Origin of the sequence: Microbispora sp. CA-102843, from assembly GCF_050936215.1 — a bacterium.
In the GTDB taxonomy this organism is placed as follows: domain Bacteria; phylum Actinomycetota; class Actinomycetes; order Streptosporangiales; family Streptosporangiaceae; genus Microbispora.
On sequence record NZ_JBNJNF010000001.1, the window covers coordinates 8703795 to 8729737 of the forward strand.

Genomic DNA, 25943 nt, shown 5'->3' on the forward strand with positions numbered 1-25943 from the left:
TCACGCGGCGGACTGAATTGCCGAAAGATCTCGACCCTCGGCTTGGGCCTGGAGCTGGTGCATGTGGTTGCGCCAGCGCTGGCGTTCGTGGACCGACCGCAGCAGCCGGACGCCGATGGGGGCCAGCTCGGGATCACCGGGCTTGACCGGTCGCCAGATGTAGCGGTGGGGGTCGACCGGCGCGTCTTCGACGCCGAGCGCTTCGAGCACCCACGTGCGGCGGTCCTGCTTGTGCTCCGTCAGCGTCTTGTTGGACCACTTCCGCGAGACGAGGACGCGGCGGCCCGCGTAGCCGAGGTGATCGGGCTTGTGCGCCTTTCCCTTGCACCGGCCTGGAGCCATTCCGGGCTTGGCGCCCTTGGGCTGCAGGCCGTAGCGCAGCCAGTTCGGGCACGTTGGCGAACACGGCTCGAACCGCAGCGCCTCCAGCAGCCGTTCGGCGTGTGCCTTGCGGCGTGGGTCGTCGGTGCCGAGTGCGTCGCCAAGGGACTTGGTCAGGTACTTCGACAGGTACCCGATGAGCTGGTCGGCGTCCGGGGTTCCGGCGAGCACGCTCTGTATGTCGAGCTGGTCACCGAAGCGGAGCACGTGCAGGGGTTCCGCCTCGTCGTCCTGGTCGAGGGCGTCGAGGGCCTGTTCCCAGGTCGGCAGGACTTCCCCGGTGGTCGGGTCGAGGTAGCCGGCCCCGTCCTCCCACATGGGCAGGTGGTCACCCTCGAACCGCACGTGGTCAGTCGAGGGCCACCACACCTGGTGATACGTGGCGGCGATGATCTGCCGTAGTTCCGCACGGGGCAGGGTGCCGCGGATCGCCATGTGCAGGTGCGGCGCGAGCCGCTTCTGAGGCTCGACGGTGGCGAAGTACTGCACGTCATAGCCCGCCACCCGGCGGAGGTTCTGCACAAAGCGGTCCACGAGCTTGGAGAAGTGCAGCGCGTCGCGGGCCGCACGGACGTAGTCGTAGGCGTCCGGGTTCAGCGGCACACCGTCTTGGACCCGCCCGTACGACGGGAGCGTGAGCGTGACGAACATCGACGGCCGGTAGGTCTTACCTTCGGAGCCGGTGAAGGTCCGCCCGAGCGTGGTCTTGGTCATCTGCCGCTTGGGCAGATCCGGGGCGTCCTGCCGCCGCTTGGTCGAGCGGGAGCGCTTGCCGGAGGTTCGGCCGAGGACGCTGCCGCGCATCCCCGCACGGTTGATCTCCTCGTCCAGCTCCACGATCGCGGCGTCAAGGTCGGTGGTGTCGCCGCCACTCTTTTCCACCTCATCCCGCCACGCCTGGGCATCGGCCCGCAGCTCGACAAGGTGACGCTGATACTCGTCGGCATTGTCCGGGAGGTTGACCGGCTCGGCTTCGAGGTGCCAGCCCTCCCGGCACTGCGCCCTACGGAGTTGCCGGTTGCGCTTGGCGCAGGGCGGGCACTTGCTCTCCAACGTGGCACCGCACGGCACGTCGATGACCTCAACCTGGCCGGTGAGGATGTCCTGCCGCCGCAGCGGGACGGGGCGGATGCACACCCCGTACTGCTTGGCGATCTCTTCCACGACCTCACGGGCCAGCGGTTGAGCCATGCGGACGGCGCGGGATGTGGAGCGGTCGTGCGGGTTGGTCACCGGTCACCGTCCCAGGAGCCGATGGGGTCGAGGAGGTCTGCCGGACCGAGACCATCGACCATCACGGCGGCTTTCTCGCCGCACTCGTGGCACTCGACGATCCCGCGCACCGGGTCGAGCCACAGCACATCGAGCGCACCGCAGCCCGAGCAGCGCAGTCCGTCGAGGATGTGAGCCAGGCGCATCATCGGCCCACCCCCGCGAACTCGGCGACCATCGCGGAGATGTCGGCATCGGAGACGTACGCGGCCCGCACCCGCACCGGATCAGGTGAGGTCTCCAACCGGACGTAGCCGACGCCCGCACCCAACTCAGGAACCGGTGAGATGTCATCGGCCAGGGCACCCCGGTCGCGCGCGCCGTCGCCGAGGACCATGTCCACCTGTTCCGACTCGTCCAGCCGGAGGGCGATCTTGTCGGGGAACAGGTTGCGGATGTTCATGACCTCCTTACGCGGGTCCTGAAGCGCGGCCATGACACCGACACCGACCGCCCTGCCCTGCGTGGTCAGCGTCGCCAAGGCCGCCGTGATGCGCTGACGGAGCTGTTTGTCGGGCTGGTAAGCGGTCAGGAACGCCACCTCGTCCACGAGCACCAGGACGAACGGGTCCGCCACGGTCGGCGTGTGCGAGCGCTGGAGGCCGGCGAACCGGTCGGCCCGCTCCTGCATCACACACACGGCCTCATCCAGCAGGTCGGCGCACTCCTTCGGATCGGCCGCATACCGGGAGCCGAACAGCGCCCGGCCGAAAGACAGCTCCATCCGCTTGGGATCGAGCGCCCAGACCTGCACCAGGCCCGCCCGCATCGCCGGGAGGAGCCCGCGGATTGTCGACCACAGGTAAGAGCCCTTACCGGCCCCGGTCGCACCGGCGATCAGGACGTGTGTGCCGTGGACCTTGAGCCGCAGCGGCGTACCGTCCTCGCACCGGCCGATCTCGACCGCCCCCACCGACGCCTCGTCGGGGACGGGAAGCGCAGGGAGGGGTTCGGCGAGGGGGTCGCGGCGGGGGAAGGTGAGCACGAGGCGACCGGCCCGTGCGATGGTGACGCGGCAGGAGGGTGCGCCGAAGCCGTGGGCGAGGTGTTCGATGCGGTCGGCCCAGTCGGTGACGGCTTGGCCGTTGAGCATCTTCACGCTGAGGCGGTCGGCCCAGCCGTCGCACTCGACACGGATCAGGCGGGGTAGGTAGTCGCGTCCTCGGATGTGCCGCCCGAGGCCGGAGACGATCATGACGGGTTGCCAGTGCCGCCGGTAGACGGCGACGAGACGCCACCAGGCCAGCAGGGGCCAGCCGACCAGGCGCAGGAACGAGGCCCGGTCCAGCAGCGCCCAGGACAGCCCGGCCGAGGGCAGGAACCCGGCCAACACCAGGGCTTGGCGCCAGCCGTACAGGGTCCACACGACGCCGAAGGCGACCGGGACGGCTACCGCGACCGGATGCCGGACGACCAGGCGGACCAGGCCCGCGACCAGGCGCGAGAGCCAGATCACGATGGTGACGATGGCGGGCGTCTTGACGACGGCCGGGCGGAAGACCACGGCCGTGTCCGGGGTGGTGGAGACGAGGTTGCGCGCCTCGTCGCCGGGGAGTTTCTTGAACATTAGGCTTGGTGTCCTCTCAGGCATTGGCGTGTGTGAGAGATCTGGGGGGCCGCTGGAATGCCAGTTCCAGCGGCCCCGTCCTTGTGTCAGGCCGCCGGACCGGTGGCCTGCGCGTGTTCGGTGTGGTCGGCGTGCAGGCGCTCGCAGTCGGCCAGGTACCGCGCGGCGGCGTTGAAGATCTGCCGGGCGATGTCCAGGTCTTCGGCGGTGACCGGACTGGCCGCCCCAGTGGCCGAGACCGTCACGTCCGCCTCGCCGGACTCCAGGACCAGGTACGGCCGCCCCGACTCCAGCACTCGCGCGCTGGCCGCAGTGATCGAGCCGTAGAACGAGACGCCGATGCGGGGACGCTCACCGGGATCGACCGACATGGTCAGGTGCGTGTACGGCCGCCAGTTCACGCCGCCGCCTCCTTGCCGCCCGCGTGTCCGGACTTGGCCGAGCCCATCCGAGGCGGCCGCATCTCGCGGACGCGGATGGAGTAGGCCAGGCGGCCGTTTCCGTTGACGTACGGGGTGACGGTGACGCCGTCGAACTCGACCGGCGTGAACGGCAGTCCCGCGACCGGGGCCGGGGGAACCGGCTGGACCGGAGCGATGATCTTTACGGCGACGGTCTTCTGAGCGGGCTTGACCTGGGGGTCGGCGTCCATGACGGCGATCTGCCAGACCAGTTCGCCGCTCTGCTTGTCCCGCGCCTGCACGAATCGGCCGTTGGTTGAGGCGTCGAAGTCCTTGACCGCCTCCACCTCACCGACGAGATAGCAGCCGTGCGGGAAGACCATGGCGAAGCTGACGGGGATCGGACCTTGTAGAGCCATCAGGCATCCTCCTCTCTCGACTGATAGGCACTTAACCTATCGAGTGACTTGAGCATAAGAGAGCCCACTTGCTAGGTCAAGTGCCTAAGCTAAGTGGGCTCCAAGGGTGAGGCGTTCCTACCCGATGGGATAGGCGTCCTCCAGCTCGTGACGGTCGGCAGGCAGCACGACGGCCAGCACGGCAAGCGGCCGGCCACCCGGGTCGCGTACGGCCGCGTAGACGTCGAGGACCGGCGTGCTCTTGGGCATGCCAAGCCGCTTGACCTCATCAGAGGTGGGCATCCGGGCCGTGATCTGCTCGATGACGTGATCGAAGCGGACGCCCTTACGCGCCTGAATATGCTCGCGGACGCCCTGGGCCAATGGTTCGGCACTGGTGAGGTCGGTCCCCTCGGACAGATCGAGGGGCAGCCACAGCGAGACGATCTCGGAAGGCTCGCCGCCGCGTGAGACCAGCCGGCGACGGAGGAACGCCTTGCTCTTGGGCGACAGGTCGAGCAAGGCGGCGATCCTGTTCGGCGCGGCTACCGCCCCGGCTTCCAGCAGTTCGGCCGAGGAGGTCTCGGCGTTGGTCAGGTAGGCGTGGCCGGGCCGAGGTTGTTCGAGCGAAGCGAGCGCGGGACGGCCCCGCACGAAGCGGCCCTTGCCCTGCTGGGACTCGATCCAGCCCTGTTCCCGCAGCATGCGGAGGGCCGCCACGACGGTCGGACGGGAGACGCCGAACTCATTGATGAGCTGATTCTCGCTCGGCAGGAGGGTTCCGGGAGGATAGTCCCCCGCTTCAATACGCCGCTGAAGCGTCTGCACAAGCTGTGCATACTTCGGAGGCACGGACTCTAGAGACATCACGACCGTCCAGCAGCCGACAGGTTGTTTTACCAAGTTTGAGCCTAGACCGGCTCGATGCTTCTGTCACCTCATACGGCTGCACGCACAGACCGAGAGGAGGGGACCGGCAGGGCCACACGGGGGACACGGGGGTGGGTCACTGTGGCCCTGCCGGGGATCAAGAGCGCGACGAGGCAGGGATTGATGGCTGCCGACCCCTCCTCGGCTCACTGCCTCGCCGCGCCCGCTTCAACGGCAGACGTAGGCGGCTATCACCTTCGCGGCGCCCTCCAGATCGGACACCGGGTGCCGCCTGCCTGCCGAGTTCCATGAGTAGTACTGGCCGCCGTAGCCGACGAAGACCCACACCGGCATGCCCCGCCCGCCCGGCGGGGTGACCATCAGCGCCGTGTTGTTCTCGCGGAGCGCGGCTGCGATGTTGAGCCGGGTCAATGCGTCACGCAGTCGGATGAGCTTGTCCGCCTCGTCCGTCCGGTTCATGTAAGCCACCGCTGCTACCTCGATCGGGTTCATGTTCCGCTCCCTTCGGCCCGGCCGTTTCCGAGGCAGTCGAGGCACTCCCGCTCCCCACCCGAGTCGTGATCGTCGCTGGTGTCGCCGCCGACGACGAGCTGGCGGCGTGAATGGCACTGCTTGGTGCCACGTCCCCGACACGAAGGACAGGGTCTTGCCTCGCTGTTCTCGTCTGGCCGGGTCACCGTCGCCATCTCCTCGTTCATCCGGCCTTCCCTGTGGCGGGAAGCCGCTTGACGTACCGTGGTTGGTTGATGGCAAGTCCACCGGCAAAGCGAGCGCGACAGGACCCCCGAGAAGCCCCCCTCTTGCCCCCCCTGATGACCCCCCGACGGGAGGAAGACCCCGAGATGCCAGACAGCATCCCGAATGTCCAACTCCGCGCATGGCGCAACGCGCAACAGCTCACCCGCGCCGAATTCGCCGAGCGGATCAATCGGACCCCTGTGGGCATCAAGGAACGCCTCGCCGTCGATGAAGAACGCATCCGGCGTTGGGAGGCCGGCGAAGTCTCCTGGCCCCGCGCACCTTTTCGGCTCGCGCTGACTCAAGCCACCGGGCTACAGCCCGAAGATCTCGGCTTCTCCCCCACAAAGAGAGGCAGCGGCAATAGCCGCCTCATCGAGGCACACATCATGCCGGTCGACGCGCTTCGGGCCGAGGCCGACCTGTACGGCACGATGGAACTCGCCCAGCAGCTCCAGGCATCCGATGTCGGAACCGGCACCCTCGAAGCCCTCGCCGAGGCCGTCGATCTGCTGTGCCGCGCCTACCCGGTTGTTCCTGCCGCGACGTTGCGCGACCGGACACAAAAGCGCCTCGCCCAGGTGACCCGGCTCCTGTCCGGGAGGATCACACTCGACCAGCACCGCGAACTACTGGTCATCACCGGATGGCTTACCGCTCTGCTCGGCTGCGTTCATTACGACCTGGGCGAGCGCGAGGAAGCCGAGACGGCCCGCCAGGCCGCCTACGGGATGGGTCGCCAGGTCGGGCACGGCGAACTCATGGGCTGGGCACACGAGATGTCGGCGTGGTTCGCCCTCGTTGAAGGCCGCTACGAGGATGTCGTCACCGCGGCCCGCCAGGGCCAGGCCCTCGCCGGCCAATCCAGCGCACAGGTACAGCTCACCTTGCAAGAAGCCCGCGGCTTGGCCCGCATCGGCGACCGCCGCGAAGCCGACAAGGCGCTCTCACGCGGAGCCGACATCCTCGCCAAACTGCCGATCCCCGAGAACCCGGATCACCACTTCGTGTTCGACCACGCCAAGTGGGTGTTCTACGCGGCCACGGCCTACACGTGGTTGGAGGACAACGACCGGGCCGAGGAACACGCCCTTGAGACGATCCAGATGCACACCCGCCCGGACGGCACATCCAACGCACCGATGCGAGTCGCCGACGCTCACATAGACCTCGGCATCGTCCACGCCCGACGCGGAGACCTTGACGCCGCCGTCGAGCAAGGCATGGCCGCATTCGACATCGAACGCAAATCCCTCACCGACCTCGTCAACCGAGCCGGAGACCTCGACCGGGTATTACGTCAACGTTATCGCCAAGAGGTATTGGCTGACGAATTTCGTGAGCGTTACGTTATTGCCCGTAGAGCCCTGACTACCCGCCGTCTTGATACTTTAGACTGAAAGGATTTCGTCGCTACCACCTTCCCGCGCACAACTTCCGCACCATGGGCACTTCTACAGCCACTACCTGCTTATTCAGCGTCGCCGCCTCCTCTTAGACCTTTTAGTGCGCGGAGATTTTGTCACTGCGGAACTTTTACCGCTTTCCTTTCCAATCTCAGGATCACTCCCCTCGGATCTCCTGGACTGATTTACCTTGCCCTTCTTCTCCGAAGACCTAAATAGCTCAAAGAGCAAGGCAGACACAACACCCCCACCCAGCGCCATATAGATTGTGGCCGCCAAATTGAGTTTGCGCCACAACTTCTCCGAAGACTTATCCATAACCATAATCTTGGCCGACACCCGAGAAATAGAAGGCAATTGCATGTAATTGCTTTTCTCGGATGCTGGGTCGGAAGCGCTGAATTCAACTTCCTCCGGCAGGCCCTGCGCTACTATCTCGGATGACATGTTGCTCATTATCGCAATATCCATCCGCTGAGATACGATGAATCCTGACAATTCAGGCGAAGGGGCCGGCCCTGTTGGCGTACCCCCCACGAGAGGTGTCTGAAGTGCTCTACGGGGCCCCGGAATTCCCATAAAAGATCCTGCTTTAAACCCGGGAAAATCATTTTCCCCGACCCCCGTTACCACAAATCCTGGCTTGACATCGTCCCCTGCACGTTGCATCAGAGATGCTCCTTGCTTCAAGGTACGAGCCTCGGTACACGGCGGAGGATCCGAAAGTGTGAAGTCGAAAGCCTGGGCATCGCGAATGCCAAAATCTTGTAAGTCGGGGAAGCTTATATTCCGTGCCTCAACAGCTTTTATTAGGGGCTCGCCATCTTTCCAGTCGATACCAACGGGTTCCTCAAGCCTTGCCGTCCCCCCCAACAGCAGGGAGACTTTAACTGTGGGAATGCGTCCGACATGAGGGGCTTTGCAGGGTAGCAGCACATAGGCGGCACCACGCCTGGCGTAGCTATCTACTCGCTTTTTCGACGCTTTTTCAAACTGTGTTTTATCTAACCAAGTAACTGATTCCGAGGTGCTATTCAATTGATATCTCGGCTCGTAAATCAAACGGAGTCTGATGTATCTTGCATATCCATAGTACTTCAGCGGGAAGGCTACAGTAGCCCATCCAGTAGGTGACGCATCTACAGGAATAGCGCTCTGCACTTGATCCGTGATTATTAGTGCGGGAATTGACAAGGCAGAGATCAGAAGAAGAATAATCCGCATTAGGCGGCGAGGTCGGATCTGCTGTGGAGACTTACTTCTAAACACTCATCCACTGTAGGCTTCCCACCTCAGCTTGAAGCCTCTTTTGAAAATCTACTCTGCTACAGATTCGTAACGACACAAGGCCACACCGACACCGCAACTATATGATCGGGTGATCCCCCAGCCCATATATCTAGACCGCTCACCAGTAACACGTTTTACGGTCACCCAAATACCGCAAAACAGGGTGACCCCAAAGTCAGAGGTCAGTGCGAGCTACCGATAAGGACACGCACGCCCTATCGGCGCCAGTAGATATTGCCGAATTCCGCTTATAGGAATCAAGGGCGGCGCTCCGCGCCGCCTCGCGGCCCTACGCCCGCTCGGCGGCCGGGCATGCGGCCTGGGGGCCGGTCCCGGCCGCCGGCAGCTCGGGCCACCGACTCACTGGGCCCTATATCGACGTACTACGTCACCCCACCCGCCGCGTCATGCTTTCTCTGATCCGCATCGTCACCCAACCCGCGTCTTGCCACTTTCCGCCGAACCAACTCGCGACGGATCTCACTCATGGCTCCGACCATGCCGCTTATCAGCGTGAGCACAACCACGCGGTCCCATCCGAAGTCGTACTCGAACGGCCGCCACCGGCTGTGAAACAGCCAAAAGGCCATGAGACCCACGGGAAAGGCCAGAAAGATCGCACTGATGCCACTGAGAAACGCACGGACCAGCGACTTCGGCCGCCCCTGCTGTAAGCGGTCACGAGAAAATCCTGGCTGGCGGCTATGTCAGTCCAGGTAGGTGGCCACCTGGTTCCTGATGGACGGACAGGAGAAATCCTGGTCGACAGTCAGCTGGCTCGCCTTGCTGATTGTCGTCCGGGCTGAGCGTTCACTTGGATAGATCAGCTCAGCCCAGGAGCGTAGACCGACTGTTGCTTCCTGGTGAACCGGTCGAGGTCCAGGCGAACGCCTGTCAGCGCCTCAACGGTTGCCAGTGCGGTCTCCCAGTCAGGGTAGGGCGTAGCGGGTTTCACACCCGCCTCGTCATCGGCCTTCATCCGCTCTCCCAGCGCCCGCAAGGCCCCCAGATGGGCATCGAGCGCGGTGGGGTCCTGGCCGAAGCACTCCGGTCCATAGGGCGACGAGACTTGCCCCACCGACGTGACGAGAACGCCGTCGGCCGCATAGAACAGCTCGTGGGCGTTGTTGACCAGCCACCAGAAACCCCACGCCTGCGCGTTCTCGGTCAGGCGGGCCCAGATGTCAGGATCGCTGGGATAGGCGTTCTGCGCCAGCACGATCACACCGCGGTCGCTCTGTTCCAGGACGACGTGTTCCCCCAGCTCCAGCACCGTGCCGGGACTCGCGGCGTGGGGGTCGGCCCCCAGTCGGCGTGCGACATCGGCGACCGTAAGTGGCTCTGCATGCCCTCGCACCACCATCCAGAACATCGCCTCGTTAATGTAGGGATCTACTCGACCCAGATCCTGGCGGAGCTGCACGTAGTAGTTGATCATGTCGGGCGTGACCGGGCTCATGCTCTTCCCCCTCGCATGGTGGAGACGACAGGGTAGCGGCCGGTTCCGACATTTCCGATCAAGCATGGTGACCATTGGCCTTCAGAGACGTTGGCCGTCTACCTGGAGAAGTCCTGGCCGTGGGCCAGGATGCTCATGGCCCACGGCCAGGAGAACTTCATGTCCGTCCACACCTGCATAGCCACCTCATCTCTGCAGGAAACCCATCTCCTGACACAGCCAGCCAGTCAGACGCCCGTCGATAAGTCCTCTGCCTGCACCGTTGCGCGCTCAGTCCATCGCCACGCACGCCTATGATGGCCGGACTTCCACGTCTCGCTCGCTCCCTGAGCATGGATCACCCACTCTCGTAGCCCCGGCAAGGCCACCTGACGCAGTTCTCTTCGGATCAGTGCACGGTCGACGGACCGAACCGGATAGATAGTCACCGCAATGCCGTAGACATCCGGATGGATCCCCCCGGCGCGACCCGGACGCCAATGAACATCCATGACGAAGTACTGCGGAACCTGCCCCCAGAACTCCACTTCACGAACATTCTGGAGTTCCTCCCCGAGGGCCTCTAGCAGGTCCGGCCGCGTCAATGGCCAAGCCGCTCCCCGAGCCAATCGACGATCGCGGCCCGACATCGTCTTTCCCCCACTCTCGCGTACCGTCACCGTCAACACAGAAGCGCGCCTCCGGCGGGGGCGCTCCGGCTCCAGGATGATCGCGAAGGCATGCCCACCGCCACGGCCTGTGAGGGCTGAGGTAGGGCGCCTGACCAACCCGCCCACCATCGACCCGGGACAAGCCGAGCAGACCAGGGCCAGGGGGTCAAGGTCGTTCGTCCGTAGGGCGCTCCACCTTGCCCCCCTGGCCCTGTCCCGCTTCCCCTTCGGGCGGGTCGACGGCGGACGGGATGATCAGGGAGGCAAGGCGTGCGCGCCGCGCAGGGAAGCCAGGTCACAGGCTGATCGCCGTGCGATTAGCGTGCAATTAGACAGGGTGACGAGGGGGCAACCACGGTCACTCATGACCAGTCGCACGCCCAGGTCAACACCCCTAACGGCCGTGATCCATACACTTCCCAAGCTGACAGCGCGGGTTCGATTCCCGTCACCCGCTCCACACACGAAGGCCCAGGTCAACGTACGGCCTTGCACATGACCGTGCCTCATACGTCTCCTCACTTCGACCGGTGAGAATGCCTTCGGCGATAACTCAGGCCAAGGTCACCGATGGCAGCCGCAGTGTGGAGGCCCGTGCCCGCGCATTGCCATACTGCAGTTCCCTCCACCAAGGCGGCGTGTAAGCCAAGCCGGTGCTCGGGACAGGTCGGCCATACTCCCCAGATGTGTTCCATGATGTCGCCCTGAACCGCGTCCGCGATCTCCACAAGCGCGACGCCGGCGTCTCTACCGCTGCTCAGCCAGATGGGAGGGCCGCCATAACCTCCGCAGCACCCCACCCGCGCGCAGCCGCTGTCATCCCAGTCCGGGAGCGTGATCTCCAGCACCGCATCGATACCTGCGGCGCGGACATCGCCTTGCACGACCTTCACTGCTGTCTCCAGCGTGGCCCACAGGCGATCGAAGCCAGTCGCCGTAAGCAGTTCCCGCCCGAGCTGAGCCACTTCCTCGGAGGTCAACTCCGCTGTCGGGCGTTCCAGGATCTCTCTCACCGGAGAGCGGCCTACATCGAGTTCCTCCATCAGGCACGCAAGCTCGACCACCGGCTCCGCACCAAGGTCGCCCTCACGCAGCCCCCGGTAGATCTGGGCAGCAAACCGCCCGGCGTCGTTTCCGTCCTGATAGATGGAGTACACGTCAGGAATTGTCTCCCTGCTCGACTTGAATGACCAACGCGAGCCCAGGTAGGGAAGCGGCCAGACCACAGCCTTGACCACGTGCCAGATGCATGCCAGAACAGGCGGAGATCTGCGGTCGCTGATGGGTACTCACAGTCACTCGACCGGCCTTGACCTGCATCCCCGTTTCCCCAGCTCAGCACGGCAAGATCAGTAGCCTATTCCCAAGCTGACAGCGCGGGTTCGATTCCCGTCACCCGCTCCACACACGAAGGCCCAGGTCAGGGAGCACATCCCCACCCGGGTCATCGATGGCTCGGCTCCGCTGTCAGCACCACGTACCTGCCCGCACCCTTCTGCTGCCGTAGCCCGGTGAACAGCCTCGCGTTAGAGGCATCCAACTCGGGGTTGAATCCGTCGGACGACGGATCATCAGAGGAGTGCAAGGGTTCAACGAAGATCGTCGCGGGCCATCGGCTCGACTCCATGCTCACGAAGTCCACCGACGAAATGCTGGGCTTCCAGCCGTGGGACTCAAGACGTTCGACGACTTGGTCGAGGGCACGGCCGGCGTCCGTAGCGCCGACATCGACGACGAGGATCGCAGAGATATCGTGCTCGCCCTCCCAGTACCATTCGCTGGTGGTATCCGCTGCAACCTTACCCAACGTCCGCATCTCGGCGACGAGATCGGGGTCGACGCGTGTCGTGGTCTGCCAGAAACCGCACGAGGAAATCATTAGCGCGCTGATAGCAAGCGCCATCCCCAGTATGATCCGGGCAAACATGCCGCTACTGTACCCGTTGCACGAGCGACCGAAGATCAGCCAGGGCTGCAGTTCGGGTTGCAGGCCGTACACCACCACCGACACACCGGCCGAGCTTGACGCCGACTCCGCGGCCCCCGGTGATCGTGCTGATAAGGAAGAGCAGTAATCGTCGAGGCGATGCGCAACGCTATGAGAGCCATCTTGATCTCGGCGGGATATGAGGTCCTCGATGAGGATGACATCCATATTCTGGAGCTCCGGATTGTCGCCGGACCCGTGAGCCCAACAGAGCACCCATGACCAGCACCGTAGCCTTGATCGTCGTGCCATTAGCGTGCCATTAGGCAGGGTGACGAGGGGGCAATCACGGTCACTCATGACCGGCTCCACGCCCAGCTCAGCGCCCGTACGGGCCGTGATCCATGCAATTCCCAAGCTGACAGCGCGGGTTCGATTCCCGTCACCCGCTCCACATACGAAGGCCCAGGTCACGGAGTGAATCCCGACCGGGCCCTGATCATTTCTAGGGCCGGAAGCCCCGCGGGCAATTAACGGGCAATTAGGCCACCGGCACGAGCGACCTGGCCGTCCCGTCGTCTCCCTCCGCACGACGCCGTCGTACGAAGCCGCGCCCGATGCCTGTTGGCAGCAGACTTGGGGGCAGGCGCAATGGGCCCAGTGAGCCCGTCGCATCGTGGCTCAAGGCCGGGGTGCGAAGGCGCTGAGGAATGTGGCCACCGCGGATTCGGTGATCGCCTTGCGTTCGAGGCGGGGGATGCAGCGAGTGCCGAAGCGTGACCGCGCCTCCAGCGGCCCGGTCAGCAGCGCCGTGAGGTGTTCGGCGGCCAACGCCGGGTCGGAGATGTCGATGTGGCCTTCCAAGGCCAGTCGGGCGAGCCGGTCGGCGAGCGCTTGGGCGACCGGCTCGGCGACGCCGACCTGCGTCAGTTCCAGCAGATCGGGAAACTGCGGAGTCTCGGCGTACAGCAGGCGCCTTAGCGCCCAGGACTGCGGGTCGCAGTAGCAGTCGACGAGGTGGATTCCGACGTTGGTCAGCGCGGCGGGCAGGTTGTCACCCGCCTTGGCCAGCAGTGCCACCGCGGCCAGGTTGCGGGCCAGCGCCCGCTCGGACAGCGCGGCGATGGTCTCGCGGAACAAGTTCTCCTTGTCGCCGAAGTGGTTGTAGACGGTGGCCTTGGCGACTCCCGCCTCCGCGGCGATCTGGTCGACATGGGCCTGCGGGTAGCCCTCGCGTGCGAACACGCTGAACGCGGCGTCCAGGATGTCCTTCCGCTTGTCGATGCGGCCCCTGTCCAGCTGTGGGCTCATGTTCTCAGCATACCGGGCCGTTCACCGAACCAGACTCTTCAGGCTAATGGGCCCCACGGTCGAGACTATACTGATAGGACTGTTTAATTAGACTCATGAGTCTACTTAAGGAGACGTCATTGAGGACCATCGTGATCACCGGGGGCACTGACGGCATCGGCAAGGGACTGGGCCTCCACTACCTGGGCCGCGGCGACCGGGTGATCGTCGTCGGCAGCAACCCGGACAAGGGCCGCCGGTTCCTAGAGGAGGCCCAGGCCATCGGCTCGGGCGAGCGCGCCGCATACATTGAGGCCGATCTGAGCCTGGTGGCCGAGAACCGGCGGGTCGTCGCCGAAATCACGCAGAGCCACCCGGTCGTGGATGCCCTGGTGCTGGCCGCGCGCTACTACCGCTCGACCCGCCGCGAGACCGCCGAGGGAATCGAGCACAACTTCGCGCTCTTCTACCTCAGCCGGTATCTGTTCAGCCACGGCCTGGCCGACCGGCTGGAGGTAGGGGAACAGCCAGTGATCCTCAACCTGGCCGGACCGGGCGGTGACCTGTCGGCGATGAACTGGGACGACCTCCAGTTCACCCGCGACTACCGGCCGGACCGGATCATGGCGCAATGCGGCAAACTCAGCGACCTGGCCGGCGTCGGATTCACCGCCGCACACCCCGGCACCCGGATCCGTTACGTCCTGGCGCATCCCGGCCTGACCGCCACCGGATTCACCGGTGACTACAACGAGGCCGACGCTGCGCTGGTCGCCGGAATGCACGGCCGCGGCCAGCCGGTCGACGCGGCCGTGGACATGCTGCGACGCCACCTCGACAACCCCGACCCAGAACCGTTGAGCGCCTACATGCAGGACACCAAGATCGACGTGGGCGGTGCGCCCTTCGATCCCGCCGCCGCGCGACGGTTGGCGGACATCACCCATACCGTGCTCTCCGGGAGCGGCCAACCGGCCTAGAAGGCCGTCCTGCGATCCAGGTTGACCGCTGTTCCCGATCGCCATGATCGGCCCCAACGACATCGATGGGCAGGGCAGGAACTCGTGGACTCCCGTGCGGGCCTGCCGGTCCCGCTGGGGGCGGCCGCCGAACTGCTGACGCGGGCCAGGGAGCTGCCGCCGGTCACTGTCGCACTCGGCCTTAAGGCCTCGCGCCCGGAGCACTCGCGCGAGACCGTCTGTCACACCGTGTCGCCGTTCGCACGAACGAGCATTCCGGAGCGGGGAGCGTCCGAGCGGAAGATGCGCCAGCGGGCCGCGACAGCAGGAGAGTGCCCAGGTCAGCCGTTGGGCTGACCTGGGCCATTAACGGGCCATTAGGCAGGGTGATCAAGGGGCATTCACGGTCACTTGCGGTACGGCGTGACGCCAGGTCAGCGGCCCCAGCGGACAGGATCAAAGCTATTCCCAAGCTGACAGCGCGGGTTCGATTCCCGTCACCCGCTCTCACTGTGAAAGCCCAGGTAGACCGATGGATTCGGTACTTGGGCTTTGACGTTTCCCGATGTTGCTGATCTATGCGTGCCATTAGGGTCGTGATCACCCTGTCGGAACCAGTAGGACAGGGGCATGACTCAAACCTTGATGACAGTGACGCGTACACCGCACAGTGCGGCAAGGTCCTCGGGGTCGGAGGTGAGGACCGTGACGGGGTCTGGGGCAGCGAGGGCGGTGGCGCTGAGCATGGCATCGATGGCGTACTTGTGCCCGTGCAGGCCGGTGTTGGACAAGAGTGTGGCGGCGTTGCGGGCGATTGCTTCGGTGACCGGCTCGATGACAAGGCGGGACAGCGTCCACTCCAGAGCCGGCCGGTTGACGCGAGGGTGGACCACCTCAACGAGAGTGGCAGCAGAGGTGATGACGCGGAGGTCGTCAGCACGGGCGAGAGCAAGCCAAGCGGTTACGGTGCGGTCGCGCAAGACGGCCTTAGCCAGTCCCTCGCTGTCGAGGACAAGTGTGCCGCCAGGAGTAGCGGGAGAACGGGTCACGCAACCGCCCCACCATTGGCCTGTCCCCGCCGGGCCTGGTGGAGTTGGTCGCGCAGTGCCTGGACCTCGTCGTCGGTGATTGGGCCGTGTTCGGCCTCGGCGACCTGGATGAGTTCGCTGAGGTTGTCGCGCTCGATCTGGCGGGCGACGGCGGCGGCGACGTAGGCGGACAGACCGGAAGGCCCGCTCCGGGATCGGGCGGCCTCGGCGATGTCACGCGGCATGGTGATCGAATACTTACCGGTAGGCTCGCTCATGCTCTCTATCCTACCTCTCATCCTCCTGTGGTTGCCGGCGGTGAGTTGTGCATCAGCGAGAGCTGATCGGTATCCTGCGTCCCCTCGCGCGTCCGCCAGCGTGCCCGCTGCGTGCCCGTTCGGATGGCGACCATGGGGAAGTCACGGGGACTCACGGTCACTCGACCGGCATGCGGCCAGGTCAGTGTTTCCCCTGCTCGGAGGCTATGATCTTGGAAGATTTCCCAAGCTGACAGCGCGGGTTCGATTCCCGTCACCCGCTCCACGTACGAAGGCCCAGGTCACGGAGTGAATCCCGACCCGGCCCTGATCATTTCTAGGGCCATCAGCTGACCTTGCTCAGTCCTGCGGCTTGCGCCAGATGATGCTGTAGCGCAACAGAAGGTGACGGCGATACTGGGAGCCAGGCAGCATCTCGGCGGACAACGCTCGCATCTGCGGGTACGTCACCGGCGGCGGCCACACCGTGGGGGACGGATGCTCCCAGTGACCCTTCATGGCGCGGTGGAAGGTACCGACGGCGAAGTTGGCCAGGTCGCGCGGCAGGTCGTTGGGCATGGTGCTACGGGCGAGGCCGACGATGGCCAGGACACCGCCGGGGCGCAGCAGCTCGCGCATGCGGGCCAACCCGGCGGCGGCGTCCATGTGATGCAGGGTGGCCACGGATGCAATGACGTCGAACGAGGCGGGCTCGAAGGGGTGAGTGAGGAAATCACCGAGGATGTAGTCGACGTCATCCGGGTGCTCGCGGGCTTGGTCGATGCTGGGCGCGTCGAGGTCGATGGCAGTGACGCGCGGCACGGTCCGCCGCAGTTCGCGGGTGAGCATGCCCTCGCCGCAACCTACGTCGAGGGCGTGCTGGGGACCATCAGGGATCGCGCGCAGGATGCGGGGGTGGTGATGGATGTTGTGGTTCCAACGCCTGCGGTTCTTCACGGTCGTGTGTTTATCCTGCCGGACAGCCGTTGACGGATCCCTCTAAGAACCCCTAACCAAATGAAGCGCGTGGTCGGCCAGGAGACCGGCCCCACTGTGCCTGCGGTCTGCGATCCACCTCATATCGTCACGTACTGAAGTGGGAATCCGATGACCAAGTACGCCAGTGGCGCGAGGGCCAGGGCCGTCAGCAGGGTCGGCATCCGCTCTCTTTGCCGACGTGCCATCACCAGCGGTACAAGGACGAGGACGGCCAGACAGGCCCATGCTTGCGGGGCGTAATGCAGGACGAAGGCATACAAGATGCCTTCCATCCCAAAGACACCTCCCAGCGCGGCGAGCCCGATGACACGGTTACGGATGGTGCGTCCGTTCCGCCACCACAGCCCAGCCACACCGAACAACGAGCCGCTGATGACCGCCATCACAAGCCACACCAGCGGATAGGTGAGGCTGCCCATCCCGTCACGGCCGAACTCCGCGTACCCGTAATACCCAACGACCAGACCGATCGAGGCACACAGGCCGGCGACGGCGGCTGACCGCGCTGACGCCCAGCCGGCAAGCAGGGCGCCGACGACGAACGCCGGGACACACCAGACAGCACCGGAGTTGGCGACCTGGTTCCAGGCGCCTGGAAGCCAGCCCTGGGCAAGATTGGTGACAACACCGAATCCCAGGCCCGCCAGCAGTGCGGATGTCCACCAACCGCTGAGTTTTGCGATCGGACCGAAGCGGCTGCTCATCAGGAAGATCCCCCCTGTCTTCCCTCGCTGGATACCGGCGGGTCGCAACTATATATGCAAGCTATACATGGAGCCTTTTTCATCCTAAGTAGCGGTCGTCTTCGACGGCTTGCAGGACGAGGACGGCCTGCACGATCGGGGTGGCGCGGTGATGGCAGCAGCGGAGCTTTGACAGCAACTTCCACCCTTTCAGGGTCGCAATGGCGCGTTCGCCGAGGGCTCGGATGCGTGCGTGGGCGCGGTTGACGTCCTTTTGCCCGCGCGACAGCTGGGGACGGTGTCGGTGGCGCTTGAACGGGGTGCGGACCGTGCCTCCCGCGCCCTGGTAGCCCTTGTCGGCGAAGGTGACGACGCCGTTGGCGGTCAGGGCGTCGATCAGACCCACGATGCGGGATGCGGTCAGGTCGTGCACGGCCCCGGGGAGAGCCGGAGAGGCCCACACCAGGCGACCGGCGGGGTCGGCGAGGACCTGGACGTTCACCCCGTGGCGCTTGTGCTTGCCCGAGTAGTAGGGCTTCTGGTCGGCGACCCGGTCGATCGGGATGAGCGTGCCGTCGAGGATGGCGTAGGCCAGACGGGCGGCCCGGAGCGCGGCAGCCTGGACGTCGTCGGCCAAGGCGGCGAGCAGGTCGACCGACTCGCGCACGTACCGCCAGGCGGTGGTGGTGCCGATGGCGAAGCCGGCGGCCAGGCGGGCGTAGGTGTCCCCGTTCCGCAGGTGAGCCAGTACCAGCAGTGCCTGCTGTCTTGGCGTGAGGCGCCGCCACCGGCTGCGGCGTTCGGCGCGGCGGGCGCGGATGAGTTCGGCCAGACGGGTAAGGGTGCGGTTCGACAGGGGAATCGCGGCAGGGTAAGACAGCATCGAGGCTTCCGGTTGGGGCATCGGATCTTGGTCGACTGCTGTCTTACCGGGAGCCTCACCTCACTCCCAACTTGTCCGGCCAGCCCGCCTCCTGCGCCCATCCTGACCAGCGTGATCAGGATGAAAATGACTCATGATGTGTCTAGTTGGTGATCACGTCGTCACCGCAAGATCCCTCACTGACAAACCAGCACGATGATGTGCATCATTCTGTTAGGTGCTCTAAGGCAACTACCCCTTAGCGGCGCTGTTGATCGTGCCATTGGGGAAGCGGTCGCGATCAATGCGTGCCAGATGCGTGCCAGAACGGACGGTGATCAACGGCGAATCGCAGGGACTCACGGTCACTCGACTAGCCTTGACCTGCATCCCCATTTCCCAACTCAGGACGGCAAGATCAGTACCCTATTCCCAAGCTGACAGCGCGGGTTCGATTCCCGTCACCCGCTCCACACGAAAGTCGGGCCCCAATGGTCCGCGAACACAGGTTCTGATCCTGGCTGGACCTGATCAAGCCCACCCCCTGAGAAAATCGCTGGGTGATGAGCCCCTTGATCCGTCCAAGAACCATCAAGGATCTGCGTGCCTGCATCGATGCTCTCGCCACCGTGCACGCTTCCGATCGCTACCCAGTGGACTGGCCCGCCGATCCCGGGCCATGGCTGACACCTTTCAACCTAGTTGAAGCATGGGTGGTGGTTGAAGCTCTGACGTCGTCGGACACGTGGGACTCTCACAGTTTGACGCGGCAACGCTTGAACCGCCCCTCGCCCGGGCCATCGGTACGTCGGCCGGTCCGGTCGGATCGATCACCCGGCTCTTCGTCACTCCTCAGGGGCGAGGCTACGGGCATGCCACTCGCCTCCTCGACGTGGTCGGCAAGAAGGCCGCCGATCTAGGGATACCTCTCGTGCTCGACGTAGCCGACGACGGCCACGCGGCCATCGCCCTGTACGAACGTGCCGGATGGCAACGTGTGGCAAGCGCCCGCGCCGAGTGGCTGAACGCAGCAGGCGAACACGCTTTGCTGCACTACTACGTGAGTCCCGAGACAACGCGGAAGCCAGCTCAGAGCGAGTAAACGCCTTCAGCTCGACGACAGGCGGGCCAGGCTGGCGAGATGTATCGCTCCTCCAAAAGATCGCGCTCGCGGACTGATCACCGTGCAATGAGCCTGTGGCGCGTGACCACTCCCACCACGCCGCCTGTTGCGATGTGCAGCCGGTGATGTGGAACAGCGGCGCGATGCCCAGGACGACGTCGTCCAGGCCGAGGCCGATCCAGTCCCGACAAGCCTGGGCACTGAACACCACGTTGCGGTGGTGGCCATCGCACCTTTGGGCGGACCCGTCGTCCCGGAGGTGTAGGTCAGGAACGCGATGTCGTGTGGACCCAGCCGCCGGTGGCGCGGCGTTCCTGTACTACACAAGAAACTTCAGCAGGTCGGTCGTTCCCGGGCACAGGACGCGCTCGATCCCCGAGAAGACCCACTTGTCGTCACGGGTCACTTATCCGCGGCTTACGGGAACGATGTCCTTGCCCAGCGGCATCAGCGAGATCGGGATCATTTTGAGGTTCGCGATCCCCAGCGGGATGCCGATGATCGAGATGAACAGCGGGATGGCGGTCACGATGTGCCCGATCGCCAACCAGATCCCGGCGACGAGCAGCCAGATGACGTTGCCGAGCACCGACCACGCACCGGCGGACGGCTTGTCGGCGACGGTCCGGCCGAACGGCCACAGCGCGTAGCCCGCGATCCGGAACGACGCGATGCCGAACGGGATGGTGACGATGAGGACGCAGCAGATGATCCCCGCCACGACGTAGCCTAATGCGAGCCACAGGCCGGCGAAGATCAGCCAGATGACATTAAGGACGGTGTTCATAGTGCTCACTGTCCCACCCGGCCGGCTCAGCAGGTAGTGGACCAGGTCCAGGGCAGCGCCGACATTTCGCCGCCGCACCAACGGATGGGAGGGCGACGGTCAGGCGGGCGGCGGCGCCGTGCTGGAGCGGACGATCAACGTCGTCGGCGTTGATCCCACCTGACACCGCCACCACCCAGCGACCAACTGATTGACCACGCGGTCAGCGGCCCGCCGCTATTTGGCGGACCCGACAGCGCGGAAACCGCCGAAAAGCTGACATCAAGATGGCCACACGTTCGGACCGTACGACTACGAGGTTGACACCACCCTGGGGGTATCAACCGTCCTTACGCAATCGATAGTGACCGCCTGGCGGTCAAGGGGCACGCGACGCGCGATAAACGAACTCGATGCCTCCGGGGGGCGCTCCGGCTCCAGGGTGATCGCCCGCGTGTCACTGCTGGCCCGTAGCTAGCTGAGGTAGAAGCCATCGGGTGCGCGCCGCGCAGAGAAAGAGCAGGTCACAGGCTGATCGTCGGGCCATTAGCGGGCCATTAAGCAGGGTGACGAGGGGTCAACCACGGTCACTCATGACCCGCCCGAAGCCCAGGTCAGCGCCACTACGGGCCATGATCCATACAATTCCCAAGCTGACAGCGCGGGTTCGATTCCCGTCACCCGCTCCACACACGAAGGCCCAGGTCATCCCTGAGGGGGCGAGACTGGTCAAGTAGCCGCTCCGCCTGTCTTTGTGTCCGTTGAACCACCGAGACACCCTTTGCAGGTCACCCAGGACTGGGCGTGCGGCCTGGGGACGATCCCTGCCGCTGCATTCTTCTCAACATGATGGTGACCCCGCCGAGACAATCACAACGGACGATCGAGTAGTGATCGGATTGAAGATGGTGCTGGCGCTGTCGCTGGTCGCCTCACTGCCACAGGTCGAAACCGTGCCATCGGTCACGCCGGTCGTCCGGGCCGGCGACTCGCTCGCTTCCGTCAGGAGTGCCGTCGAGCAGCAGTTCGCGAACCGGAGCGGCGTGCACGTATCGACGAGAGCGCGGCACAGGTCCTTCTGGCCCGGTCTTACGGGAATCACCACCACCAAGGGCGTCTACCGGTTCGCACGCTCGGGGATATCCCGCTCCGACATCACGCAAGTCAGCAAGCTCTCCTTCGGCACGAGCAGCATGCGCCTGATCACCATTGGCAGGGACAGGTACGCGCAAGCCAGCGCGACCGCGTCCATTCCACCAGGAAAGAAGTGGGTTCACTCGCGGCAGGTGGGTTTTCCGCAGGCGAAAGCGCTCGTCGAGGGTCTCAGCCCAGAGTTCCTCCAGCTGGCCGCCCCGGGTGCCGATTCCGGCACCTCCGGCGGAAAGGTGGACGGCGTGCCGACCATCCTGTACGCCGGTGATGTCACAGTGCCGGAGCCCTTACCGAGTCCGGCGGGCATCCTGTTCAGACTCGGGGAGGAGTCGGAGCCCAGAGGGCGAATCAGGTGGAGGCTATGGGTCGGACCCGACAATCTGCCGCGGCGCTTCACCGCCTCCATGGTCTGGGACGCCCTTGAGGCGGAGAACGTGCGGACGATGAACTGGACCACCTTCTACAGGCACTGGGGAGACCGCGTCGAGATCAAACCTCCCCCCAGGCACCTGTGGGTCGAGTAGAACAGAGACATCCGCCCTCCGGAACCGCAGCCTGGCACGTGACGCCCTCAGGGCACGACGAGAGCACATCAGACATCGTGATCAGCGCGAACGCCGACGAGGCGGCAGCGTCGGGCCGAGCGCAGCAGCCTCAGCCGCGTGCCCGTTGCGTGCCCGTTCGGTCGGCGAGCGAGGGGTAACCGCGGGGACTCACGGTTACTCGACCGCCCTAGGTCCAGGTCAGCGTTCCCCCAGCCCAGATGGTGTGATCTTGAAAGACTTCCCAAGCTGACAGCGCGGGTTCGATTCCCGTCACCCGCTCCAAGAGCGAAGGCCCAGGTCCGGAAGATGATCCCGACCCGGGCCTTGATCATCTCTACGGTCTTCACTCGTGTGCCAGATCAGCCGATCATGAGGCGCCGCCACGCTATCAGCGGTCCGGTGTATTACTCGGGCCTGCGCGATCAGGTCGCGGCCAGCGGTGCGCCGATCTGGATGTCGAGGTACGCCACCAGATCATCTCCGTCGACAGCGCCCCGACGCGCATCGATGATCAGGACCGTTCCGGCCACGATGCCGGCGAAGCTGGTGCCGGATCGCCGGGACTGTTCGATGCGCTCCGTGACAGGACGGCGGACCGCCTCGGCAAGAAAGGTGAGGCCGTGCGGAAACTCCTCGCTGAGCAGGTGTCGTTGCCGCCCCGACTCGATCAGGCTGCCGATGCCGAACTGGGCCGAGACGATCTGATCACCACGGAGGGCGACACGGAAGTAGCCGTTCGACTGGGGGCGGTTGCAGCTCTGCTGGGGTGGATAGAAGCAGTCGTAACCACCGGCCAGAAGATCACCAACAGCGGAGCTCATCGTGGTCGCGTAGTGCTCGGAGCCGAACGGCCAGCGCCGCACGAAGGTGTCCCGGGCGGTGACGACCAGTCCGTTGTGCCCGTCGTAGCTGTAGTCCGCGTGCGTGTCCCGCCACCCCGTCCGGGGGATATCGTCACTCCGCCGCGTCGTACGGGCCCGGAGGTCGCGATCGAAGTCGTCGATCTCCTGCTGCACGCGATCACCGGCGTCGGGCCAGATCGCGGTCAGCGCCGGTGCCGCGGCCGCGGCAACCTGATCGTTCTCATGGTTCGCCTGGGTGGACGGGAACCACGCCCAGGCGAGCCGGTCGTCGCGGTCGAGCAGGAACTGCGCCACCTGCGGATAGAGCGCGTCCACCTCGTCGCGGTGACCGATCCGGCACCACACGGCACGGCCGTCCGCATTGGCTCGGACCTGTGCACAGAACCAACCGGCCTCCCTCAACGGCCGGGTGAGAGCCCCTGCTGTGCCGTCGGTCGGGGCCGACTCGGCCTGCGAGTTCTCACCCGCTGCGTCATGCTCGTAGACGCCAGCGGGCGGGAGCGATGGCGGCTCGTCCGATCGGGTGCAGCCCGTCAGCGCGAGTGGACCGAGGCACATGATCATCAAGACGATGACACGCGCTCGACGGACCGGCCGATGTCGGCATGCGGGCGCGGAAAATGGGCGGGACACGGAGTTCATCGAAGCCGCCGCCCCCTAAGCCGGCAACTTCGGTCGTCTGGCGCGGATGCACGGTGGCATCGGGGCAGTCGGCGAGTGAGCATGCGACGGTGGTCTGGGCGCCGCTCGGGGTGAAGGCCGATGTCGTTCGCAGTGGCGTAAAACCCCACTCGTTGAACCACCATTCGTCCGGCAGGAGCAGAACTCGGTCCCTGCCCCTGGGAAGCGACGAGTGCAGCGTCGCGCGGACCCAGAGAACAGGCCAGCAGAGCACCGCAGGAAGATCGGTCTAACACTTCGAACCCGGGCCACGTGCCAGACCCGTGCCAGAACGAACGGCTGTCAGCGGTGCATTGCGGGGACTCACGGTCACTCGGCCAGCCTTGACCTGCATCCCCGTTTTCCCAGCTCGAGGCGGCAAGATCAGTAGTCCATTCCCAAGCTGACAGCGCGGGCCACTGGCCCGGGTAGCCTACGCCGCCGGATCAGGACTCGCCGGGGCGGATCAGTCCGCACTCGTAGGCGAACACCACCGCCTGGACACGGTCGCGCAGGGTCAGCTTGGCCAGGACTCGGGTCACATGCGTCTTGATGGTCGGTTCACTGAGGAACAGGGCGGCGGCGATCTCGGCGTTGGAGAGGCCACGGGCGATCATCACCAGCACCTCCAGCTCGCGCGGGGTCAGATGATCCAAGCCCGGGGGGGCGGCGGCCGACGGGCGGGGGCGGCGTACGTAGTCCTCGATCAACCGCCGCGTGATCTCGGGGGCGAGGAGCGCCTCGCCCGCCGCGACGGTGCGGATTGCGTCAGCGAGCTGCCGGGGCGGTGCGGTCTTGAGCAGGAAGCCGCTCGCGCCGACGCGCAGCGCCGCGTAGACGTACTCGTCGTGGTCGAACGTCGTGAGGATCAGCACCCGGGCCCGGCTGCGGCCGTCGGCGAGCAGCCGCCGGGTGGCCTCGATGCCGTCCATGCGGGGCATCCGGATGTCCATCACGACGACGTCGGGGTCGCCGGTCAGTGCGGCGTCCACGGCCTCGCCGCCGTCGGCCGCCTCGCCCACGACCTCGATGTCGGGCTGGCCGTCGAGGATGGAGCGGAAGCCGCCGCGCACCAGGGCCTGGTCGTCGGCCAGGAGGACCCGGATCACGGCAGGGAGTCCGCCCCGGCGCGGGTGGGCGGTTCGGTCAGCGGCAGGCTCGCCCGCACCGCGAACCCGCCGGCGGGCTGGGGCCCCGCGCTGAGCGTGCCGCCGTACAGGCCGACCCGCTCCTGCATGCCGACGAGCCCGTGCCCGGTCCCGGTGCCGGCCACACCGTGCCCGTCGTCGAGCACCTCCACGGTCACCTCGTTCTCCGCATAGTGCAGCAGCACCCGGGCCTGCGCGGGGCCGGCGTGCTTGAGCGTGTTGGTCAACGACTCCTGCACCACACGGTAGAGGGTGAGTTCGACGCCGGGGGCGAGCGGGCGTACCGTGCCGGTCGCGGACACCGTGACCGGCACCCCGATCTCGCTCATGTGGCTGGCGAGGTCGGCGAGGTCGGCCGTGCCCGGCTGGGGGCGCAGGCCCGGCCCGCCGGCCGCGCCGCGCAGCAGGCCGAGCATCCGGCTGAGCTCCGTGATCGCCTGCCGGCCCGTTTCCTGAACCGAGCGCAGCGGGGCCCGGGCCGCCTCCGGGTCGCGGTCGAGCAGGTCCTCGGCGGCGCCGGCCTGCACAACCATGACGCTCACGCAGTGCGCCACGATGTCGTGCAGCTCCCGGGCCAGCCGGCCCCGCTCCTCGGAGATCGCGGCGCGGATGGACTCCTGACGCTCGTCCTCCAACCGCCGTGCGAGGGCCCGGGCCGCCTCGTGGCCGTGCACCTGACGGCGCACGATCCGGCCTGCGGCGACGCAGAACAGGTACGGCAGCCACATGATCGGCAGGTTGGGCGTGCTGTGGACGCTCGGCACCAGCAGCCAGTCGACCGCCATCGCCGCGCCCGGCGCGAGCACGCCCGCGATCACCCGGCGGCCCCCGGCGTACCGGGCGGCGGAGTAGGCGGCGATGAGCAACGGCAGAAAGTCGCCCCACAGCTGCACGGTGAGCGTGGTGAACAACTGCGGCCCGGTGGTCGCCAGCGCCACGCACACCGCCGTCGCGACCGGCGCCCGGCGGCGCAGCGCGAGCACGGCGGTGGCGACCGCTGTGGTGATCGCGCGGAGCGGCTCGGAGCCGTAGTGGTCCGCCTGCTCGACATTGAAGCGCAGGTCCAGTTGGGCGAAGACGGTGAGCACCAGGGCGAGCACACCGTCGCCGATCAGGTGCGCCTGGCGCCGGTCGGTCATGCGGCGAATGTACGGCCTGCTCGGCCGTCGCACCTCATCCTCCGGTATTTCCCGGGTCATCCCCGAGTATCGGCACGAGGCGACCCCGG

The 25943-nt window shown here is 65.7% G+C and carries 25 protein-coding genes and 1 pseudogene; 4 read left to right on the forward strand and 22 right to left on the reverse strand.

All coding sequences use genetic code 11. The features are described from left to right. The 7 genes from ACQEVJ_RS40410 to ACQEVJ_RS40440 all read right to left on the reverse strand — a co-directional run bounded on the left by ACQEVJ_RS40410 (position 1) and on the right by ACQEVJ_RS40440 (position 5402). Positions 1-1614 carry a replication initiator gene (locus ACQEVJ_RS40410; RefSeq protein WP_433110004.1) on the reverse strand — a complete coding sequence of 538 codons (1614 nt, stop codon included), beginning with the start codon at positions 1612-1614 and terminating at the stop codon, positions 1-3. Next, positions 1611-1802 carry a hypothetical protein gene (locus ACQEVJ_RS40415; RefSeq protein ID WP_433110006.1) on the reverse strand — a complete coding sequence of 64 codons (192 nt, stop codon included), beginning with the start codon at positions 1800-1802 and terminating at the stop codon, positions 1611-1613. The genes ACQEVJ_RS40410 and ACQEVJ_RS40415 overlap by 4 nt, the downstream gene beginning before the upstream one ends. Beyond that, on the reverse strand, positions 1799-3220 hold the full coding sequence (locus ACQEVJ_RS40420) for an FtsK/SpoIIIE domain-containing protein (protein WP_433110008.1): 1422 nt from the start codon (positions 3218-3220) through the stop codon (positions 1799-1801). Before ACQEVJ_RS40420 ends, ACQEVJ_RS40415 begins: the two co-directional genes overlap by 4 nt. A gap of 86 nt (positions 3221-3306) precedes the next feature. Continuing rightward, the gene (locus ACQEVJ_RS40425; RefSeq protein ID WP_346227409.1) at positions 3307-3621 is read right to left on the reverse strand and encodes a hypothetical protein; all 315 of its coding nucleotides are present in this window, start codon (positions 3619-3621) and stop codon (positions 3307-3309) included. Further along, entirely contained in the window at positions 3618-4040 is a 423-nt protein-coding gene (locus tag ACQEVJ_RS40430; protein WP_433110010.1) for a plasmid replication, integration and excision activator, read from the reverse strand. Before ACQEVJ_RS40430 ends, ACQEVJ_RS40425 begins: the two co-directional genes overlap by 4 nt. 117 nt (positions 4041-4157) lie before the next feature. Further along, positions 4158-4847, reverse strand: a complete 690-nt coding sequence (locus tag ACQEVJ_RS40435) for a GntR family transcriptional regulator (protein ID WP_433110012.1) — start codon at positions 4845-4847, stop codon at positions 4158-4160. A 270-nt stretch (positions 4848-5117) separates the two neighbouring features. Next, entirely contained in the window at positions 5118-5402 is a 285-nt protein-coding gene (locus ACQEVJ_RS40440) for a hypothetical protein (RefSeq protein ID WP_433110014.1), read from the reverse strand. Between the two features lie 350 nt (positions 5403-5752). Between ACQEVJ_RS40440 and ACQEVJ_RS40445 the strand changes: the two genes are divergently transcribed. Then, entirely contained in the window at positions 5753-7048 is a 1296-nt protein-coding gene (locus ACQEVJ_RS40445; protein WP_433110016.1) for an XRE family transcriptional regulator, read from the forward strand. A gap of 75 nt (positions 7049-7123) precedes the next feature. On the opposite strand, the gene ACQEVJ_RS40450 is transcribed toward ACQEVJ_RS40445, so the two are convergent. The 5 genes from ACQEVJ_RS40450 to ACQEVJ_RS40470 form a co-directional block, all read right to left on the reverse strand. Continuing rightward, complete coding sequence (locus ACQEVJ_RS40450; RefSeq protein ID WP_433110018.1) at positions 7124-8323, reverse strand: hypothetical protein; 1200 nt, start codon at positions 8321-8323, stop codon at positions 7124-7126. Positions 8324-9167: 844 nt separating this feature from the next. Beyond that, positions 9168-9803, reverse strand: coding sequence for a hypothetical protein (locus ACQEVJ_RS40455; RefSeq protein ID WP_433110020.1), 636 nt, complete (start codon positions 9801-9803; stop codon positions 9168-9170). Between the two features lie 1168 nt (positions 9804-10971). After that, a complete protein-coding gene (locus tag ACQEVJ_RS40460) occupies positions 10972-11610 on the reverse strand; it encodes a hypothetical protein (protein ID WP_433110022.1) in 639 nt (212 codons plus the stop codon). A 287-nt stretch (positions 11611-11897) separates the two neighbouring features. After that, on the reverse strand, positions 11898-12608 hold the full coding sequence (locus ACQEVJ_RS40465; RefSeq protein ID WP_433110023.1) for a hypothetical protein: 711 nt from the start codon (positions 12606-12608) through the stop codon (positions 11898-11900). 453 nt (positions 12609-13061) lie between these two features. Beyond that, positions 13062-13691, reverse strand: a complete 630-nt coding sequence (locus ACQEVJ_RS40470) for a TetR/AcrR family transcriptional regulator (RefSeq protein ID WP_433110026.1) — start codon at positions 13689-13691, stop codon at positions 13062-13064. 131 nt (positions 13692-13822) lie between these two features. Here ACQEVJ_RS40470 and ACQEVJ_RS40475 point away from each other — a divergent pair, with 131 nt between their 5' ends. Further along, complete coding sequence (locus ACQEVJ_RS40475; protein WP_433110028.1) at positions 13823-14650, forward strand: SDR family NAD(P)-dependent oxidoreductase; 828 nt, start codon at positions 13823-13825, stop codon at positions 14648-14650. A 614-nt stretch (positions 14651-15264) separates the two neighbouring features. Here the strand turns inward: ACQEVJ_RS40475 and ACQEVJ_RS40480 are convergent. The 5 genes from ACQEVJ_RS40480 to ACQEVJ_RS40500 form a co-directional block, all read right to left on the reverse strand. Then, positions 15265-15522 carry a type II toxin-antitoxin system VapC family toxin gene (locus tag ACQEVJ_RS40480; RefSeq protein WP_433110030.1) on the reverse strand — a complete coding sequence of 86 codons (258 nt, stop codon included), beginning with the start codon at positions 15520-15522 and terminating at the stop codon, positions 15265-15267. Between the two features lie 152 nt (positions 15523-15674). Beyond that, the gene (locus ACQEVJ_RS40485; RefSeq protein WP_433110032.1) at positions 15675-15935 is read right to left on the reverse strand and encodes a CopG family transcriptional regulator; all 261 of its coding nucleotides are present in this window, start codon (positions 15933-15935) and stop codon (positions 15675-15677) included. 339 nt (positions 15936-16274) lie between these two features. Continuing rightward, the gene (locus tag ACQEVJ_RS40490) at positions 16275-16871 is read right to left on the reverse strand and encodes a class I SAM-dependent methyltransferase (protein ID WP_433110034.1); all 597 of its coding nucleotides are present in this window, start codon (positions 16869-16871) and stop codon (positions 16275-16277) included. 119 nt (positions 16872-16990) lie between these two features. Beyond that, on the reverse strand, positions 16991-17617 hold the full coding sequence (locus ACQEVJ_RS40495; protein WP_433110036.1) for a DUF6518 family protein: 627 nt from the start codon (positions 17615-17617) through the stop codon (positions 16991-16993). Positions 17618-17696: 79 nt separating this feature from the next. Continuing rightward, positions 17697-18479: a transposase family protein gene (locus tag ACQEVJ_RS40500; RefSeq protein ID WP_433110038.1), complete on the reverse strand. Its 783-nt coding sequence runs from the start codon at positions 18477-18479 to the stop codon at positions 17697-17699. Positions 18480-19200: 721 nt separating this feature from the next. On the opposite strand from ACQEVJ_RS40500, the pseudogene ACQEVJ_RS40505 reads away from it, so the two are divergent. Next, a pseudogene (locus tag ACQEVJ_RS40505) lies at positions 19201-19560 on the forward strand (GNAT family N-acetyltransferase); the annotation flags it as partial. A gap of 6 nt (positions 19561-19566) precedes the next feature. Here the strand turns inward: ACQEVJ_RS40505 and ACQEVJ_RS40510 are convergent. After that, positions 19567-19908, reverse strand: coding sequence for an AMP-binding protein (locus ACQEVJ_RS40510; RefSeq protein WP_433110040.1), 342 nt, complete (start codon positions 19906-19908; stop codon positions 19567-19569). 79 nt (positions 19909-19987) lie between these two features. Next, complete coding sequence (locus ACQEVJ_RS40515) at positions 19988-20368, reverse strand: YccF domain-containing protein (protein ID WP_079315392.1); 381 nt, start codon at positions 20366-20368, stop codon at positions 19988-19990. Positions 20369-21237: 869 nt separating this feature from the next. Between ACQEVJ_RS40515 and ACQEVJ_RS40520 the strand changes: the two genes are divergently transcribed. After that, positions 21238-22023 carry a hypothetical protein gene (locus ACQEVJ_RS40520; protein WP_433110042.1) on the forward strand — a complete coding sequence of 262 codons (786 nt, stop codon included), beginning with the start codon at positions 21238-21240 and terminating at the stop codon, positions 22021-22023. A 443-nt stretch (positions 22024-22466) separates the two neighbouring features. Here ACQEVJ_RS40520 and ACQEVJ_RS40525 read toward each other — a convergent pair whose 3' ends face one another. The 3 genes from ACQEVJ_RS40525 to ACQEVJ_RS40535 form a co-directional block, all read right to left on the reverse strand. Beyond that, positions 22467-23471, reverse strand: a complete 1005-nt coding sequence (locus ACQEVJ_RS40525) for a hypothetical protein (RefSeq protein WP_433110044.1) — start codon at positions 23469-23471, stop codon at positions 22467-22469. Positions 23472-24013: 542 nt separating this feature from the next. Beyond that, on the reverse strand, positions 24014-24676 hold the full coding sequence (locus ACQEVJ_RS40530; protein ID WP_433110046.1) for a response regulator: 663 nt from the start codon (positions 24674-24676) through the stop codon (positions 24014-24016). Next, on the reverse strand, positions 24673-25854 hold the full coding sequence (locus tag ACQEVJ_RS40535; RefSeq protein ID WP_433110048.1) for a sensor histidine kinase: 1182 nt from the start codon (positions 25852-25854) through the stop codon (positions 24673-24675). Before ACQEVJ_RS40535 ends, ACQEVJ_RS40530 begins: the two co-directional genes overlap by 4 nt. Positions 25855-25943 lie beyond the last annotated feature (89 nt).